Genomic DNA, 16,417 nt, shown 5'->3' on the forward strand with positions numbered 1-16,417 from the left:
GAAACGGTGTCCCCCTCTTGCTGAGGACACCCACATGTACAAGTTCTTCTTCGACCTCGTCTTCAAGCGCATGGACCCCGAGAAGGCCCACTACCTGGCCTTCCGCTGGATCCGCCTCGCCGCCAGCGTCCCCGTCCTGCGGACCTTCGCCGCCGCCGTCCTCGCGCCCCGTCACAAGGAGCTGCGCACCGAGGCCCTCGGCCTGCGGATGCACGGCCCCTTCGGGCTCGCCGCCGGCTTCGACAAGAACGCCGTCGCCATCGACGGCATGTCGATGCTCGGCTTCGACCACGTCGAGATCGGCACCGTCACCGGAGAGGCCCAGCCCGGCAACCCGAAGAAGCGCCTCTTCCGGCTGATCCCGGACCGCGCGCTCATCAACCGCATGGGCTTCAACAACGAGGGCTCCGCCGCCGTCGCCGAACGCCTCCACGCGCGCGTACCGGTCTTCAAGACCGTCGTCGGCGTCAACATCGGCAAGACGAAGGTCGTCCCCGAGGCCGAGGCCGCCGCCGACTACGTGAAGTCCACCGAGCGCCTCGCCGCGCACGCCGACTACCTCGTCGTGAACGTCTCCTCGCCGAACACCCCCGGCCTGCGCAACCTCCAGGCCACCGAGTCCCTGCGACCGCTCCTCACCGCCGTACGGGAAGCCGCCGACCGCACGGTCACCGACCGCCGGGTCCCGCTCCTGGTCAAGATCGCCCCCGACCTGGCCGACGAGGACGTCGACGCGGTCGCCGACCTCGCCCTGGAGCTCGGCCTCGACGGCATCATCGCCACCAACACCACCATCGCGCGCGAGGGCCTCGGCCTGAAGTCCGACCCCGCGCTGATCAAGGAGACCGGCGGTCTGTCCGGCGCGCCCGTCAAGGAGCGCTCCCTCGCGGTCCTCAGGCGCCTCCACGCGCGCGTGGGCGACCGGCTGGTCCTCGTGGGCGTCGGCGGCATCGAGAACGCCGAGGACGCCTGGCAGCGCATCCTCGCCGGCGCCACCCTGATCCAGGGCTACAGCGCCTTCATCTACGAGGGTCCGTTCTACGCCCGCGCGATCCACAAGGGCCTCGCCGCGCGCCTCGCGGCCTCCCCCTACGCCACCCTCGCCGAGGCCGTCGGCGCCGACTCCCGAAAGGCCGCCAAGTGACCCTCTCCTTCGGCACCCGCCTGCGTTCCGCCATGGACGAGCGCGGCCCGCTCTGCGTCGGCATCGACCCGCACGCCGCCCTGCTCGACTCCTGGGGCCTGACCGACGACATCGCCGGTCTGGAGCGGTTCACCTTCACCGTCGTCGAGGCGCTCGCGGACACCGTGGCCGTCTTCAAGCCGCAGTCCGCCTTCTTCGAGCGCTTCGGCTCGCGCGGCATCGCCGTCCTGGAGCGCGCCACCGCCGATCTGCGCGCGGCGGGGGGCCTGGTCGTCATGGACGCCAAGCGCGGCGACATCGGCTCGACCATGGCCGCGTACGCCGAGACCTACCTGCGGAAGGACTCCCCGCTCTTCTCCGACGCGCTCACGGTCTCCCCGTACCTCGGCTACGGCTCCCTGAAGCCGGCCGTCGACCTGGCCCGCGAGTCCGGCGCCGGTCTCTTCGTCCTGGCCCTGACGTCCAACCCGGAGGGCGCGGAGGTCCAGCGGGCCGTCCGTGAGGACGGCCGCACGATCGGCGCCACCATGCTGGGCCACCTCGCCGCGGAGAACGCGGGGGAGACCCCGATGGGCTCCTTCGGGGCGGTCGTCGGTGCCACGCTCGGCGACCTGTCCTCGTTCGACCTGGACATCAACGGCCCGCTCCTCGCCCCCGGCATCGGTGCCCAGGGCGCGACCCCGGCCGACCTCCGGGCCGTCTTCGGCGCGGCCGTCGGCAACGTCGTCCCGAACGTCAGTCGCGGGGTGCTGAGGCACGGACCCGACGCGGCCGCCCTGCGGGACTCGGCGCACCGGTACGCGGACGAGATCCGCGCGGCCGTCGGCGGGTAACGAGCTTCACGGTCTCTCCGCAGGTCGGAGCGGACCGACCCGGATGTCGGCACTGTTTCGGCCCGGTGGGACGACCCGTCCCACCGGGCCGTCTCACTACTTGACGAAAACTTGGCTCAAAACCGGGTCGTTATGCCGGAAAAGTCCCGGTCGGTCGATGCTGACCAGGACTTTTCCTTCGTTCTCGCTGACTGGAGCGGCCTCGGCCGCTAGTCTCCGGGGCAGAGCAGGCGTTCAACGACCACTCCGTTGAGCGTCGCTCCACTGGTGTGGGGCGCGAGGTTCCTCACCGGTCCGTATCCGACAGATCGACATCCGAGGTGACGTAGGCGTGGCTCTTCCGCCCCTTACCCCTGAACAGCGCGCAGCCGCGCTCGAAAAGGCCGCCGCGGCTCGCCGGGAGCGGGCCGAGGTCAAGAATCGACTCAAGCACTCCGGCGCCTCCCTCCACGAGGTCATCAAGACCGGCCAGGAGAACGACGTCATCGGCAAGATGAAGGTCTCCGCGCTGCTCGAGTCCCTGCCCGGCGTGGGCAAGGTCCGCGCCAAGCAGATCATGGAGCGACTCGGCATCTCCGAGAGCCGCCGAGTGCGCGGTCTCGGTTCCAACCAGATCGCCTCCCTGGAGCGCGAGTTCGGCAGCACCGGCGCCTGATCCGGCGACCGGTCCGGCTACCGATCCGGGACTCGCGTCCCGGGCACCCCGGTAAAGCTGGAATAATCGCTGCATGGCAGCAGAGGTACGTCCGCGGCTGACCGTGCTCTCCGGCCCCTCAGGGGTCGGCAAGAGCACGGTCGTCGCTCATATGCGCAAGGTCCACCCCGAGGTCTGGCTCTCGGTGTCGGCGACGACACGGAAGCCCCGCCCCGGCGAGAAGCACGGCGTCCACTACTTCTTCGTGACGGACGACGAGTTCGACAAGCTGATCGCCAACGGTGAGCTCCTCGAATGGGCCGAGTTCGCGGGCAACCGGTACGGCACCCCGCGCCGCGCGGTCCTCGACCGCCTCGACGCCGGCGAGCCCGTGCTCCTGGAGATCGACCTCCAGGGCGCCCGCCAGGTGAAGGACTCGATGCCCGAGTCCCAGCTGGTCTTCCTGGCCCCGCCGAGCTGGGAGGAACTGGTCCGCCGCCTCACCGGCCGCGGCACCGAGTCGCCCGAGGTCATCGAGCGCCGTCTCGCCGCGGCGAAGGTCGAGCTGGCCGCCGAGTCGGAGTTCGACACCACGCTCGTCAACACCTCCGTCGAGGACGTTGCGCGTGAGCTGCTAACGTTGATGCTGTTGACTTCTGGGGAATGATCCACTTGTTCCCCCGGACACCCAACGGCTGTCCGATCCTTTTTTCCATCTTCGGAAGGTAGAGCGTGTCCTCTTCCATCACCGCGCCCGAGGGCATCATCAACCCGCCGATCGACGAGCTGCTCGAGGCCACGGACTCGAAGTACAGCCTCGTGATCTACGCGGCCAAGCGCGCGCGTCAGATCAATGCGTACTACTCCCAGCTCGGCGAGGGCCTGCTGGAGTACGTGGGTCCGCTGGTCGACACCCACGTCCACGAGAAGCCGCTCTCGATCGCCCTGCGCGAGATCAACGCGGGTCTGCTGACGTCCGAGGCCATCGAGGGCCCGGCCACGTAAGCACGTCACGTTTCTTCACCACAGGCCCGGCGGAACATCCGCCGGGCCTGTGGTGTCTCATGGAGTCGTAGGCATCCGAGCGCGGGGAGTGGCAGTGGTGAGCAAGCCGAAGGTCGTTCTGGGGGTCACCGGCGGCATCGCCGCCTACAAGGCCTGCGAGCTGCTCCGGCGGCTCACCGAGTCGGGCCACGACGTCCGCGTCGTCCCCACCGACTCCGCCCTCCACTTCGTCGGCGCCGCCACCTGGTCCGCGCTCTCCGGCAACCCCGTCTCGACCGAGGTGTGGGAGAGCGTCCACGAGGTGCCGCACGTCCGGATCGGCCAGGCCGCCGACCTCGTCGTCGTCGCCCCCGCCACCGCCGACATGCTCGCCAAGGCCGCCCACGGCCTCGCGGACGACCTGCTCACCAACACGCTGCTCACCGCGCGCTGTCCCGTCGTCTTCGCCCCCGCCATGCACACCGAGATGTGGGAGCACCCGGCGACCCAGGAGAACGTGGCGACCCTGCGCCGCCGCGGCGCCGTCGTGATCGAGCCGGCCGTCGGCCGCCTCACCGGCGTCGACACCGGCAAGGGCCGGCTGCCCGACCCGGCGGAGATCTTCGAGGTCTGCCGGCGGATCCTCGCCCGGGGCGCCGCGGCCCCCGACCTCGCCGGCCGGCATGTCGTGGTCAGCGCCGGCGGCACCCGGGAGCCCCTCGACCCCGTCCGCTACCTGGGCAACCGCTCCTCCGGGAAGCAGGGATACGCGCTCGCGCGGGCCGCCGCCGCCCGGGGAGCCAGGGTCACCCTCGTCGAGGCCAACACCGGCATCCCCGATCCGGCCGGCGTCGACGTCGTGCACGTCGGCACCGCCCTCCAGCTCCGGGAGGCCGTGCTCAAGGCCGTCGCCGACGCCGACGCCGTGGTGATGGCGGCCGCCGTGGCCGACTTCCGCCCGGCCGTCTACGCCGGCGGGAAGATCAAGAAGAAGGACGACGGCGGAGCGCCCACCGTCGAGCTCGTCCGCAACCCCGACATCCTCGCCGAGATCTCCGCCGACCGGGCCCTGCCGGGTCAGGTGGTCGTCGGATTCGCCGCCGAGACCGACGACGTCCTCGCCAACGGCCGCGAGAAGCTCCGCCGCAAGGGCTGCGACCTGCTCGTCGTCAACGAGGTGGGGGAGCGCAAGACCTTCGGGTCCGAGGAGAACGAGGCCGTCGTGCTCGCCTCGGACGGCGCCGAGACCCCCGTACCGTACGGTCCGAAGGAAGCGCTCGCCGAGACGGTCTGGGACCTGGTCCTGCCGCGGCTGCGCGCCACGACCTGACGCATCCGGCCGCAGGGGGACCAGGAATCCAGCGGGGCGCGTGTGATGTACGCCCCATCAGGGCGTTCACCCGCCGTGAAGCGGCCGGATTCACCCGCTCAGGGCATTCGCCAGGCGAGACACCTGGTCCATCCCGCGACCACGACCGATAGACTGTCCGCGGAACGTCTTGGGGCGCAGCCCCCTGCCGGTCCGTCAAAGAAGAGCCAGCAGCCGCTGCAACCCCAGGGAGCGTTGTGTCCCGTCGTCTGTTCACCTCGGAGTCCGTCACCGAGGGACACCCCGACAAGATCGCTGACCAGATCAGCGACACCATCCTCGACGCACTGCTGCGAGAGGACCCCACCTCGCGCGTCGCCGTCGAGACGCTGATCACCACCGGCCTCGTGCACGTCGCCGGTGAGGTGACCACCAAGGCGTGGGCGGACATCCCGACCCTCGTCCGGAACAAGATCCTCGAGATCGGTTACGACTCCTCGAAGAAGGGCTTCGACGGCGCCTCCTGCGGCGTGTCGGTGTCCATCGGGTCTCAGTCCCCGGACATCGCCCAGGGCGTGGACACCGCGTACGAGCAGCGGGTCGAGGGCGATGAGGACGAGCTGGACAAGCAGGGCGCCGGCGACCAGGGCCTGATGTTCGGCTACGCGTCGGACGAGACCCCCGAGCTGATGCCGCTGCCGATCCACATCGCGCACCGGCTCTCCCGCCGGCTGACCGAGGTCCGCAAGAACGGCACCATCCCGTACCTGCGCCCCGACGGCAAGACCCAGGTCACCATCGAGTACGACGGCGACAAGGCCGTCCGCCTCGACACGGTCGTCGTCTCCTCGCAGCACGCGTCCGACATCGACCTGGAGTCGCTGCTCGCGCCCGACATCCGCGAGTTCGTCGTCGAGCACGTGCTCAAGCAGCTCGTCGAGGACGGCATCAAGCTCGACACCGACGGCTACCGCCTCCTGGTGAACCCGACCGGCCGCTTCGAGATCGGCGGCCCGATGGGCGACGCCGGCCTCACCGGCCGCAAGATCATCATCGACACCTACGGCGGCATGGCCCGCCACGGTGGCGGCGCCTTCTCCGGCAAGGACCCGTCCAAGGTCGACCGCTCGGCCGCCTACGCCATGCGCTGGGTCGCCAAGAACGTCGTCGCCGCCGGCCTCGCCGCGCGCTGCGAGGTCCAGGTCGCCTACGCGATCGGCAAGGCCGAGCCCGTCGGTCTCTTCGTCGAGACCTTCGGCACCAACACCGTCGACAACGAGAAGATCGAGAACGCCATCGCCGAGGTCTTCGACCTCCGCCCGGCCGCGATCATCCGTGACCTCGACCTGCTCCGCCCGATCTACTCCCAGACCGCCGCGTACGGCCACTTCGGCCGCGAGCTGCCGGACTTCACCTGGGAGCGCACGGACCGCGTGGACGCCCTGAAGCAGGCCGCCGGCCTGTAGGTCCCCGGACACACGTGACCGAAGCCCGGCACCCCTCGGGGTGCCGGGCTTCGGCATGTCCGGCTGTCGGTGGCGTCTGGTAGGTATGGGGCTGTGAGCAGCGAGAAAGAGAACCCCGGCGAGACCGCTGAACCCGAGCAGCTCGCGCTCATCCGGGAGACCGTGCGGCAGGCGAAGGTGCCGCGTGCCAAGCCGCGGACCTGGCGCGGGGCCGCGCTGGCCAAGGAGCTGCCCGTCGCGCGGGTCGTGGTGAACAAGGGGTCGCTCCATCTCGACCAGTTCTTCGACTACGCGGTCCCCGAGGAACTGGACGAGGCCGCACAGCCCGGCGTGCGGGTCCGGGTGCGGTTCGGCGCGGGGGCGCACCAGGTCAAGAACGGACGCCGGGAGGGCGGCCGGCTCATCGACGGCTTCCTCGTCGAGCGCCGGGCCACCTCCGACTACTCCGGACCCCTGGCCGCCCTCGCCGACGTCGTGTCCCCGGAACCGGTCCTCGGCCCCGAACTCCTCGGGCTCGCCCGTGCCGTCGCCGACCGGTACGCCGGAAGCCTCGCCGACGTGCTCCAGCTCGCCGTGCCGCCGCGCAGCGCCCGAGCCGAGGGGCGCCCCTCGCCGGAGCCGCTGCCGCCGCCCGCCACTCCGGAACCCGGCAGCTGGACGCGGTACGAGCGGGGGCCCGCGTTCCTCGACTCACTCGCGCGCGGTGGGGCACCCCGGGCCGTCTGGAACGCGCTCCCGGGACCGCACTGGGCCGAGGAGATCGCCCGCGCCGTCGGCGCCACCCTGGCCTCCGGCCGGGGCGCCCTCGTCGTCGTACCCGACGGGCGTGCGGCGGGGCGGGTCGACGCGGCGCTCACCGCCGTCCTGGGGGAGGGGCGGCACGCCCTGCTCACCGCCGAGGCGGGCCCCGAGAAGCGGTACGCGCAGTGGCTCGCCGTGCGGCGCGGCGCGGTGCGGGCCGTCGTCGGCACCCGGGCCGCGATGTTCGCGCCCGTCCGGGACCTCGGGCTCGTCGTCATCTGGGACGACGGCGACGGCAGCCACAGCGAACCGCACGCACCGCAGCCCCACGCGCGTGAGGTCCTGCTGCTCCGCGCCGCCCACGACCGCTGCGCCTTCCTCCTCGGCAGTACCGGCTGCACCGTCGAGGCCGCCCAGCTCGTCGAGTCCGGCTGGGCCAAGGCGCTGTTCGCCGGACGCGAGCAGGTCCGCAGGGCCGCCCCGCTGATCCGGACCGTGGGCGACGGCGAACTGGCCCGCGACGAGGCCGCGCGCGCCGCGCGGCTCCCCTCGCTGGCCTGGCAGACCGTGCGCGAAGGGCTCAAGACCGGGCCGGTCCTGGTCCAGGTGCCCCGCCGGGGGTACGTACCGAGGCTCGCCTGCGAGCGGTGTCGTACGCCCGCCCGCTGCCGCCACTGCGCCGGACCCCTGGAGGCTCCCGAGCAGCAGGAGCTGCACTGCGGCTGGTGCGGGCGCGGGGCCTCCGACTGGCACTGCGTGGAGTGCGGCTCGACCCGGCTGCGGGCCCAGGTCGTCGGCGCGCGCCGGACGGCGGAGGAGCTCGGCCGGGCGTTCCCCGCGGTGCCGGTGAGGACCTCGGGACGGGACCACATCCTGGACACCGTGCCGGGCCGCCCCGCGCTCGTCGTCTCCACCCCCGGCGCCGAGCCGGTCGCCGAGGGCGGCTACGCGGCCGCGCTGCTCCTCGACGGCTGGGCCATGCTCGGCCGGCCTGATCTGCGGGCGGGCGAGGAGGCCCTGCGCCGCTGGATCGACGCGGCCTCGCTCGTCCGGGGTCAGCCCGACGGCGGCACCGTGGTCGTGGTCGCAGAGCCGACGCTCCGGCCCGTTCAGGCGCTCGTCCGCTGGGACCCGGTCGGGCACGCCCAGCGCGAGCTGGCCGAACGTGCCGAGCTGGGCTTCCCGCCTGTCTCCCGGATGGCGGCGGTCACGGGTCCGCCGGAGGCGGTCGCAGGCCTGCTCGCGGCGGCGGGGCTGCCCGCCGACGCCGAGGTGCTCGGCCCGGTGCCGCTGCCGGTGGTCCGCCCCGGGGGACCCCGGCGGCCGGGCGACCCGCCGCCGGGCGAGCAGTGGGAGCGCGCCCTGGTGCGGGTCCCGCCGGGCAGTGGCGCGGCCCTGGCGACCGCGCTCAAACAGGCCAGGGCGGCGCGGATGACGCGGGGTGGCGGGGACCCGGTGCGGATCCGGGTGGACCCGCCGGACATCGGCTGACGGGTCGCGGGGCGTGGAGCCCCGCACAGTGGGGCTCCGCACAGTGGGGCCCCGCACGGTGGAGCGGCCCCGTACAAGGGGACGGCCGCCCGCCCCCGTGGGGGACGGACGGCCGTACGGCGCTCGCGGGTCAGCCGTTGCGCGGGCCGGGGAAGGCCGACGTCCGCGGCTCCTCGCGGAGGGAGGCACTGCCCGAGGTCGGCTGCGGGGGCATGGAGCGGGCGGCCGGCACCGAGGGGAGTGTGCGGGTCGGCGTCGGCTCCACGATCGGGTCCTGGTCGATGGCGACGCCCGGCTGGGGGGCGCGCCGGGCACCGTAACGGCGGTGGACGGCCTGCTTGGTGACTCCGAGCGCGGAGCCCACCGCGTCCCAGGAGAACCCGAGCGAGCGGTCGAAGTCGACCGCGGCGGTCACCAGGGTCTCGACACTGTCCCGCAGCTCCTGGGCGAGACGAACGGTGGGGGCGGGGGCCCGCCCGTAGACGACGAAGCCCGTGGACGGGCCGGAGCGGCGAGGGCGGTAGACATTGCCCAGCTGGGCCGTGAGCGTGCGCAGTGCGTCCACCTGCCGCCGGACCCGCTCGATGTCCCGCACCAGCAGGTGCAGACTCGCCCGAGCCTGGGCGTCGTGGGTTGCGTGGTCGGCCATGTGAAAGCCTCTCGAACCGGCATGTAAGGGGAAGGGTCGCAGGGGGGAACGGCGACCCGATTCGGTCAATCTCTCTTGACCAACGCGCCACCCGGGGTTGGGTCACGCTGCGGGGGCGTACACGCATATGCGCGGGGCGCTCGTCCTTCCGTACGCCCCCTCCATCAGGGGCCTCTAGACTGGTGCGCTGCCCGTAAAGCCCCCGGAGAGACAGGCAGTCGACACGCATGAAGCTCGTCTTCGCAGGCACCCCCGAGGTCGCCGTTCCCGCCCTGGACGCCCTGCTCGCCTCCGGCCGGCACGAGGTGGCCGCCGTCGTCACCCGGCCGGACGCCCCGGCCGGCCGCGGCCGGCGGCTCGTGGCCAGCCCGGTGGCCCAGCGGGCGGAGGAGGCCGGGATCGAGGTCCTGAAGCCGGCCAGGCCCCGCGACGAGGAATTCCTCGCCCGGCTGCGGGAGATCGCCCCGGACTGCTGCCCCGTCGTCGCCTACGGCGCACTGCTGCCCAAGGTCGCCCTCGACATCCCCGCCCGGGGCTGGGTCAACCTGCACTTCTCGCTCCTGCCGGCCTGGCGGGGCGCGGCCCCCGTGCAGCACTCGCTGATGGCGGGCGACGAGGTGACGGGCGCGTCCACCTTCCTGATCGAGGAGGGCCTGGACTCCGGCCCGGTCTACGGCGTCGTGACCGAGGACATCCGGCCCACCGACACCAGCGGCGACCTGCTCACCCGGCTCGCGTTCGCCGGTGCCGGGCTGCTCGCCGCCACCATGGACGGCATCGAGGACGGCGCGCTCCAGGCCGTTCCGCAGCCGGTCGAGGGGATCACCCTCGCCCCGAAGATCCAGGTCGAGGACGCCCACGTCGACTTCGCCGCCCCCGCGCTGCGGGTGGACCGCGTGGTCCGCGGCTGCACCCCGGCCCCCGGCGCCTGGACGGTCTTCCGGGGCGAGCGCCTCAAGTTGATCCAGGTCACCCCGCTGCCCGACCGTACCGACCTGGCCCCGGGGCAGCTCGCCGCGGGCAAGAACAACGTGTACGCGGGCACCGGCTCGTACGCCGTCGAGCTCCTCTGGGTCCAGCCCCAGGGCAAGAAGCCGATGAAGGCCGCCGACTGGGCGCGCGGCGTGCGGATCGCGCCGGGCGAGGTCCTCGGGGTCTGAGACCCCCGCGGACCCGGGGACCGACGGGGGACGAGGTCCCCGAAGCCCCCCGGGGGAGACGGGAGGCGAGGTCCCCTCAGGGCCCCGGAGCGGGCGGGGGCGCGGCGGACGTAGGCTTGGGGGGTTCGACCTCGTCATTTCGTCACGCGGAGCACCTTTGAGCGAGCAGGCACGTCGCCGTCCCCACAAGCCCTACCGGCGGCCCCAGAAGGACCCCGTCCGGATGCTCGCCTTCGAGGCGCTGAGGGCGGTGGACGAGCGGGACGCCTACGCGAACCTGGTGCTGCCGCCGCTCCTCAAGAAGGCCCGCGAGGGCGGGAACTTCGACGGCCGGGACGCGGCGCTCGCGACCGAGCTGGTCTACGGGACGCTGCGCCGCCAGGGCACGTACGACGCGATCATCGCCGCCTGCATCGACCGGCCGCTGCGCGAGGTCGACCCGCCGGTGCTCGACGTGCTCGCGCTCGGTGCCCACCAGCTGCTCGGCACCCGGATCCCCACCCACGCCGCCGTCTCCGCCAGTGTCGAGCTGGCGCGGGTCGTGCTCGGCGACGGGCGGGCCAAGTTCGTGAACGCCGTGCTGCGGAAGATCTCGCAGCAGGACCTCGACGCCTGGGTGGCGCAGGTCGCCCCGCCGTACGACGCGGACCCCGAGGACCACCTCGCGGTCGTCCACTCGCACCCCCGCTGGGTGGTCTCGGCGCTCTGGGACTCCCTCGGCGGCGGCCGCGCCGGGATCGAGGACCTCCTGGAGGCCGACAACGAGCGCCCCGAGGTCACCCTCGTCGCCCGTCCCGGCCGGTCCACCACCGACGAGCTCGCCGAGGCCACCGAGACCCTGCCGGGCCGCTGGTCGCCGTACGCCGTGCGGATGGCCGAGGGCGGCGAGCCCGGCGCCATCGATGCGGTCAAGGACGGCCGGGCCGGCGTCCAGGACGAGGGCAGCCAGCTGGTCGCGATCGCCCTCGCCGACGCGCCGCTCGACGGCCCCGACGCCCGCTGGCTCGACGGCTGCGCGGGCCCCGGCGGCAAGGCCGCGCTCCTGGCGGCCCTCGCCTCCGAGCGGGGCGCCGCTCTGCTCGCCTCCGAGAAGCAGCCGCACCGCGCGCGCCTCGTCGAGCGCGCCCTCGCCGGCAACCCCGGCCCGTACCAGGTGATCGCCGCCGACGGCACCCGCCCGCCGTGGCGCCCCGGCTCCTTCGACCGGGTTCTCATGGACGTGCCCTGCTCGGGCCTCGGCGCCCTGCGCCGTCGCCCCGAGGCCCGCTGGCGCCGTCGCCCCGAGGATCTCGACGGCTTCGCGCCGCTCCAGCGCGCCCTGCTCACCGAGGCGCTCGGCGCGGTCCGCGTCGGCGGTGTCGTGGGGTACGCGACGTGTTCGCCGCACCTCGCCGAGACCCGGGTGGTCGTCGACGACGTCCTGAAGAAGGTCGGCGGCGCCGAGCTGATCGACGCCCGCCCGCTGCTGCCGGGCGTTCCGGCGCTCGGCGACGGTCCGGATCTCCAGCTCTGGCCGCATCTGCACGGTACGGACGCCATGTATCTGGCGCTCATCCGCCGCACGGCATGACCCCGCGGTCCGCCGACCCCTCGATCACCTGACCGTAATCTCCCGGTCTGCGCCGGTCCCGGCTCGTCGCTTCGCACCGAAAGTGGTCTGGACCGCAACCGAAACCGCTCGGCGGCAAAGAAGTGCCCAAGAACGTGGGAGGCTTGGCTCATGGCGCAGATCAACCCCAGCATTCTGTCCGCGGACTTCGCCCGGCTCGCCGATGAGGCGAAGGCCGTCGACGGGGCCGACTGGCTCCACGTCGATGTGATGGACAACCACTTCGTGCCCAACCTGACCCTGGGTGTGCCGATCGTGGAGTCGCTCGCCCGTGCGACGGACACCCCCCTCGACTGCCATCTGATGATCGAGGACCCCGACCGCTGGGCGCCCCGGTACGTCGAGGCGGGCGCCGGTTCGGTGACCTTCCACGTCGAGGCGGCCGCGGCGCCCGTCCGTCTCGCGCGCGAGATCCGGGCCAAGGGCGCGCGTGCCTCGATGGCGCTCAAGCCGGCCACGCCCATCGAGCCCTACGAGGACCTGCTCCCCGAGCTCGACATGCTGCTGATCATGACCGTCGAGCCCGGCTTCGGCGGCCAGGCCTTCCTCGACATCATGCTGCCCAAGATCCGACGTACCCGTGAGCTGATCTCCAAGCACGGTCTTGAGCTGTGGCTCCAGGTCGACGGCGGGGTCGCCGAGTCCACGATCGAGCGGTGCGCGGAGGCCGGCGCCGATGTCTTCGTGGCGGGTTCCGCGGTCTACGGCGCGGCCGACCCGGCCGCCGCCGTCGCCTCGCTGCGGGCCCGCGCGGAGGCCGTGACGGCCACCGCCCCGTGGGCATGTGGCCACTGAGCCTCCGGCTGATGAACGCGGTCCGTCGGGCCGCCGACAGGACTGATCAAGGCCCGCCGCATCTGACAGGATGGACGGCGAGTCCAGAGTGTGAACGACAGCGGTACGCGAACAGCGCTACATGAACGTCGGTACGTGAACAGCGGTACGTGAACAGGTGAGGAGATCGCGGTGGCGGGTATGTCGGCGGGACGGTCAGCCCTGCGGATGGGCCCCGCGGAGCTGGTGCAGGCGGCGGCCATGGCCCGTCGCTTCTACCTCGAGGGCAAGTCCAAGATCCAGATCGCCGAGGAGTTCGGCGTGAGCCGCTTCAAGGTGGCCCGGGTCCTGGAGACCGCCCTGGAGCGCGATCTCGTACGCATCGAGATCCGCGTACCGGCCGAGCTGGACGCCGAGCGCTCCGACGCGCTCCGTGCCCGCTACGGGCTCCGCCACGCCGTCGTCGTCGAGTCCCCTGCGGAGGGCGAGGACGAGTCGCCCGACCCCGAGAACCTCGGCGAGGTCGCGGCCGACCTGCTCGGCGAGCTCGTGACCGAGGGCGACGTCCTGGGCCTCGCCTGGGGCCGCTCCACCATCCACATGGCGGCGGCGCTCGACCGGCTGCCCCCGTGCACCGTCGTGCAGCTCACCGGTGTGTACGACGCCGGCACCGCCGAGCGCGGCTCGGTCGAGGCCGTCCGCCGCGCCGCCCAGGTCTCCGGCGGCGAGGCGCACCCGATCTACGCGCCCATGCTGCTGCCGGACCCGGCGACCGCGGCGGCCCTGCGCAGCCAGACCGGCATCGCGCGGGCCTTCGAGTACTTCGACAAGGTGACCGTCGCCTGCGTCTCCATCGGCTCCTGGGAACCGGGCATCTCGACCGTCCACGACATGCTCTCGGACGAGGAGCGCGCCCACTACGCCTCGCTCGGCGTCGCCGCCGAGATGTCCGCGCACCTCTTCGACGCCGAGGGGCGCCGGGTCGGCCGCGATCTGGGCGAGCGCTGCATCACCGTCGAGGCGGACAGGCTGCGCCGGATCCCCGAGGTCGTGGCCATCGCGGGCGGCCAGCGGAAGGCGGCGGCGATCGGCGCGGTGCTCCGCTCCGGCCTCGTCACCAGCCTGGTCACCGACCGCGCGGCGGCGGACTACCTGCTCACCGAGTCCAGCCCGGGTACCCACCCGGCGCTCGACCGGACGGACCCGGACGGCGTCTGAACGAGGACCGCGTCAGTCGCGTCAGTCGAGTCGGTCGAGGGCCGGAGCCATCCCGTAACGGTATGTTCGGGACATGTCGCTCCGGCCCTCGCGCATGCTCCTCGCGCTCGTCCTCGGTGTCCTCCTGGCCGGGTGCTCCTCGTCGAGCGGCGGTGCCGGCCCGGCCGCTCCCGCCCGTACCGCCACCGGCGCCACCGCCGAGGCCGTCGCGCCCACCGGAACCTCAGGACTCCCGACCGTGCGGGCCGCCGACCTGCCGCCCGAGGCGCGGAAGACACTCGACCTCATCGCGCGCGGCGGCCCCTACCCGTACGCCAAGGACGGCGCCGTCTTCTCCGACTTCGAGCGGATCCTGCCCCGTGAGCCACGCGGCTACTACCGCGAGTACACCGTGAGGACGCCCGGTGAACGCGACCGCGGAGCGCGCCGGATCGTCGCCGGGCGGGGCGGCGAGATCTACTGGACCGACGACCACTACGAGACCTTCCGGGAGGTGATCACGGATGAGAATTGACGATCCCGTCGTCCTCGACCTGACCGGCGTCACGGACAAGGCCGGACTCATGGACCGGTGTGCCGCCGTCCTCGCCCTGCCCGACTGGTTCGGCCGGAACTGGGACGCCCTCGCCGACTGCCTCACCGATCTGCCCGAGCCGGTCACCCTCGTCGTCACCGGCTGGCAGGAGTACGCCGGGACGCGCCCGCGTGAGTGGCGGACCGCCCAGGACGTCTTCGCCACAGCCGTCGATCAGCGCCCCACCCACCTCACGGTCCTCGTCGCCCTGGGGGAGGCTTTCGGAGGATCCGACGAAGCCCCTGCCGCAAGCCTCGGATGATTAGCCCGGGGCTGGTATTCGTACAGGCGTGGGACAATGAACTACGTGCTTTTTCCCCTGGCTGAAATGCCTAGGGGCCGATCCGAACGACTGGGATGTCAGCACGTGCGTTTCCTCAATGACGTCAAGCCGCCCTACGACCTGACGTACGACGATGTGTTCATGGTGCCGAGCCGCTCGGCCGTCGGTTCCCGCCAGGCGGTGGACCTCTCCTCGCCGGACGGAACCGGGACCACGATCCCGCTGGTCGTGGCCAACATGACCGCCATCGCCGGCCGCCGTATGGCCGAGACCGTCGCCCGCCGTGGCGGACTGGTCGTCATCCCGCAGGACATCCCGATCGAGGTCGTCACCGACGTGATCTCGTGGGTCAAGAGCCGTCACCACGTGCTCGACACCCCGATCGTCCTCGCCCCCCACCAGACCGTCGCCGACGCGCTCTCGCTGCTGCCCAAGCGGGCGCACGACGCCGCCGTCGTCGTCGACGAGGACCGCCGTCCGGTCGGTGTCGTCACCGACGCCGACCTGTCCGGGGTGGACCGCTTCACGCAGCTCTCCGAGGTCATGTCGAAGGACCTGCTGCTCCTCGACGCCGACATCGAGCCGCGCGACGCCTTCAACACGCTCGACCACGCCAACCGGCGCTACGCGCCGGCCGTGGACAAGGACGGCCGTCTGGTCGGCATCCTGACCCGCAGGGGGGCGCTCCGCGCGACCCTGTACACCCCGGCCACCGACGCCGACGGCAAGCTGCGCATCGCCGCCGCCGTCGGCATCAACGGCGACTTCACGGGCAAGGCCAAGCAGCTGCTCGACGCGGGCGTCGACACGCTCGTCATCGACACGGCGCACGGCCACCAGGAGTCGATGATCGCCGCGATCAAGGCCGTGCGCGCCCTCGACCCGCAGGTCCCGATCGTCGCCGGCAACATCGTCGCCGCCGAGGGCGTCCGCGACCTCATCGAGGCCGGCGCGGACATCATCAAGGTCGGCGTGGGCCCCGGCGCCATGTGCACCACGCGCATGATGACCGGCGTCGGCCGCCCGCAGTTCTCCGCCGTCCTGGAGTGCGCCGCCGAGGCCAAGAAGTTCGGCAAGCACGTCTGGGCCGACGGTGGCGTCCGGCACCCGCGCGATGTCGCCATGGCGCTCGCCGCGGGCGCGTCCAACGTGATGATCGGCTCCTGGTTCGCCGGGACGTACGAGTCCCCGGGCGACCTCCAGCACACCGCCGACGGCCGCCCGTACAAGGAGTCGTTCGGCATGGCCTCGGCCCGCGCCGTGCAGAACCGCACGAGCGAGGAGTCGGCCTACGACCGCGCCCGCAAGGGTCTCTTCGAGGAGGGCATCTCCACCTCGCGGATGTTCCTCGACCCGGCCCGCCCGGGCGTCGAGGACCTGATCGACTCGATCATCGCGGGTGTCCGCTCCTCCTGCACCTACGCCGGTGCCGGCTCGCTCGCCGAGTTCGAGGAGAAGGCCGTGATCGGCATCCAGTCCGCCGCGGGCTACGCCGAGGGCAAGCCGCTGCACGCCAGCTGGAGCTAGTCCCGTCACGTCGTGACACCA

The 16,417-nt window shown here is 72.5% G+C and carries 16 protein-coding genes; 15 read left to right on the forward strand and 1 reads right to left on the reverse strand.

Going from position 1 to position 16,417, the window contains the following annotated elements:
- Positions 1–34 precede the first annotated feature (34 nt).
- The 8 genes from IF00_RS0109510 to IF00_RS0109545 all read left to right on the forward strand — a co-directional run bounded on the left by IF00_RS0109510 (position 35) and on the right by IF00_RS0109545 (position 8,602).
- A complete protein-coding gene (locus IF00_RS0109510) occupies positions 35–1,144 on the forward strand; it encodes a quinone-dependent dihydroorotate dehydrogenase (RefSeq protein WP_030316312.1) in 1,110 nt (369 codons plus the stop codon).
- Positions 1,141–1,977 (forward strand): orotidine-5'-phosphate decarboxylase, encoded by an 837-nt coding sequence (pyrF, locus tag IF00_RS0109515; RefSeq protein ID WP_030316314.1) that lies wholly within the window; start codon positions 1,141–1,143, stop codon positions 1,975–1,977. The genes IF00_RS0109510 and pyrF overlap by 4 nt, the downstream gene beginning before the upstream one ends.
- Positions 1,978–2,308: 331 nt before the next feature.
- The gene (locus tag IF00_RS0109520) at positions 2,309–2,632 is read left to right on the forward strand and encodes an integration host factor (RefSeq protein WP_030204477.1); all 324 of its coding nucleotides are present in this window, start codon (positions 2,309–2,311) and stop codon (positions 2,630–2,632) included.
- A gap of 73 nt (positions 2,633–2,705) precedes the next feature.
- Positions 2,706–3,278 carry a guanylate kinase gene (gmk, locus tag IF00_RS0109525; protein ID WP_030316317.1) on the forward strand — a complete coding sequence of 191 codons (573 nt, stop codon included), beginning with the start codon at positions 2,706–2,708 and terminating at the stop codon, positions 3,276–3,278.
- 65 nt (positions 3,279–3,343) lie between these two features.
- A complete protein-coding gene (gene rpoZ, locus IF00_RS0109530) occupies positions 3,344–3,616 on the forward strand; it encodes a DNA-directed RNA polymerase subunit omega (protein WP_030316319.1) in 273 nt (90 codons plus the stop codon).
- Positions 3,617–3,713: 97 nt separating this feature from the next.
- Entirely contained in the window at positions 3,714–4,925 is a 1,212-nt protein-coding gene (gene coaBC / locus IF00_RS0109535) for a bifunctional phosphopantothenoylcysteine decarboxylase/phosphopantothenate--cysteine ligase CoaBC (RefSeq protein ID WP_037637857.1), read from the forward strand.
- A 236-nt stretch (positions 4,926–5,161) separates the two neighbouring features.
- Complete coding sequence (metK, locus tag IF00_RS0109540; RefSeq protein ID WP_030316322.1) at positions 5,162–6,370, forward strand: methionine adenosyltransferase; 1,209 nt, start codon at positions 5,162–5,164, stop codon at positions 6,368–6,370.
- A 93-nt stretch (positions 6,371–6,463) separates the two neighbouring features.
- Positions 6,464–8,602 carry a primosomal protein N' gene (locus tag IF00_RS0109545; protein WP_030316325.1) on the forward strand — a complete coding sequence of 713 codons (2,139 nt, stop codon included), beginning with the start codon at positions 6,464–6,466 and terminating at the stop codon, positions 8,600–8,602.
- Positions 8,603–8,732: 130 nt separating this feature from the next.
- Here the strand turns inward: IF00_RS0109545 and IF00_RS0109550 are convergent, their stop codons facing one another.
- Positions 8,733–9,251 (reverse strand): hypothetical protein, encoded by a 519-nt coding sequence (locus IF00_RS0109550; protein ID WP_030316327.1) that lies wholly within the window; start codon positions 9,249–9,251, stop codon positions 8,733–8,735.
- 227 nt (positions 9,252–9,478) lie between these two features.
- Between IF00_RS0109550 and fmt the strand changes: the two genes are divergently transcribed.
- The 7 genes from fmt to IF00_RS0109585 all read left to right on the forward strand — a co-directional run bounded on the left by fmt (position 9,479) and on the right by IF00_RS0109585 (position 16,396).
- Entirely contained in the window at positions 9,479–10,411 is a 933-nt protein-coding gene (fmt, locus tag IF00_RS0109555; RefSeq protein ID WP_030316328.1) for a methionyl-tRNA formyltransferase, read from the forward strand.
- Positions 10,412–10,568: 157 nt separating this feature from the next.
- The gene (locus IF00_RS0109560; protein WP_030316329.1) at positions 10,569–11,981 is read left to right on the forward strand and encodes an RsmB/NOP family class I SAM-dependent RNA methyltransferase; all 1,413 of its coding nucleotides are present in this window, start codon (positions 10,569–10,571) and stop codon (positions 11,979–11,981) included.
- A 150-nt stretch (positions 11,982–12,131) separates the two neighbouring features.
- Positions 12,132–12,815, forward strand: coding sequence for a ribulose-phosphate 3-epimerase (rpe, locus tag IF00_RS0109565; protein WP_030316330.1), 684 nt, complete (start codon positions 12,132–12,134; stop codon positions 12,813–12,815).
- Positions 12,816–12,995: 180 nt separating this feature from the next.
- Entirely contained in the window at positions 12,996–14,012 is a 1,017-nt protein-coding gene (locus tag IF00_RS0109570; RefSeq protein WP_030316333.1) for a sugar-binding transcriptional regulator, read from the forward strand.
- 73 nt (positions 14,013–14,085) lie between these two features.
- A complete protein-coding gene (locus IF00_RS0109575; protein ID WP_030316334.1) occupies positions 14,086–14,526 on the forward strand; it encodes a guanyl-specific ribonuclease in 441 nt (146 codons plus the stop codon).
- On the forward strand, positions 14,516–14,848 hold the full coding sequence (locus tag IF00_RS0109580; protein ID WP_030316336.1) for a barstar family protein: 333 nt from the start codon (positions 14,516–14,518) through the stop codon (positions 14,846–14,848). The genes IF00_RS0109575 and IF00_RS0109580 overlap by 11 nt, the downstream gene beginning before the upstream one ends.
- 105 nt (positions 14,849–14,953) lie before the next feature.
- A complete protein-coding gene (locus tag IF00_RS0109585) occupies positions 14,954–16,396 on the forward strand; it encodes a GuaB1 family IMP dehydrogenase-related protein (protein WP_030316337.1) in 1,443 nt (480 codons plus the stop codon).
- The last annotated feature ends 21 nt before the right edge of the window (positions 16,397–16,417 follow it).

Source organism: Streptomyces flavochromogenes, assembly GCF_000717595.1.
Taxonomy (GTDB): domain Bacteria; phylum Actinomycetota; class Actinomycetes; order Streptomycetales; family Streptomycetaceae; genus Streptomyces; species Streptomyces flavochromogenes.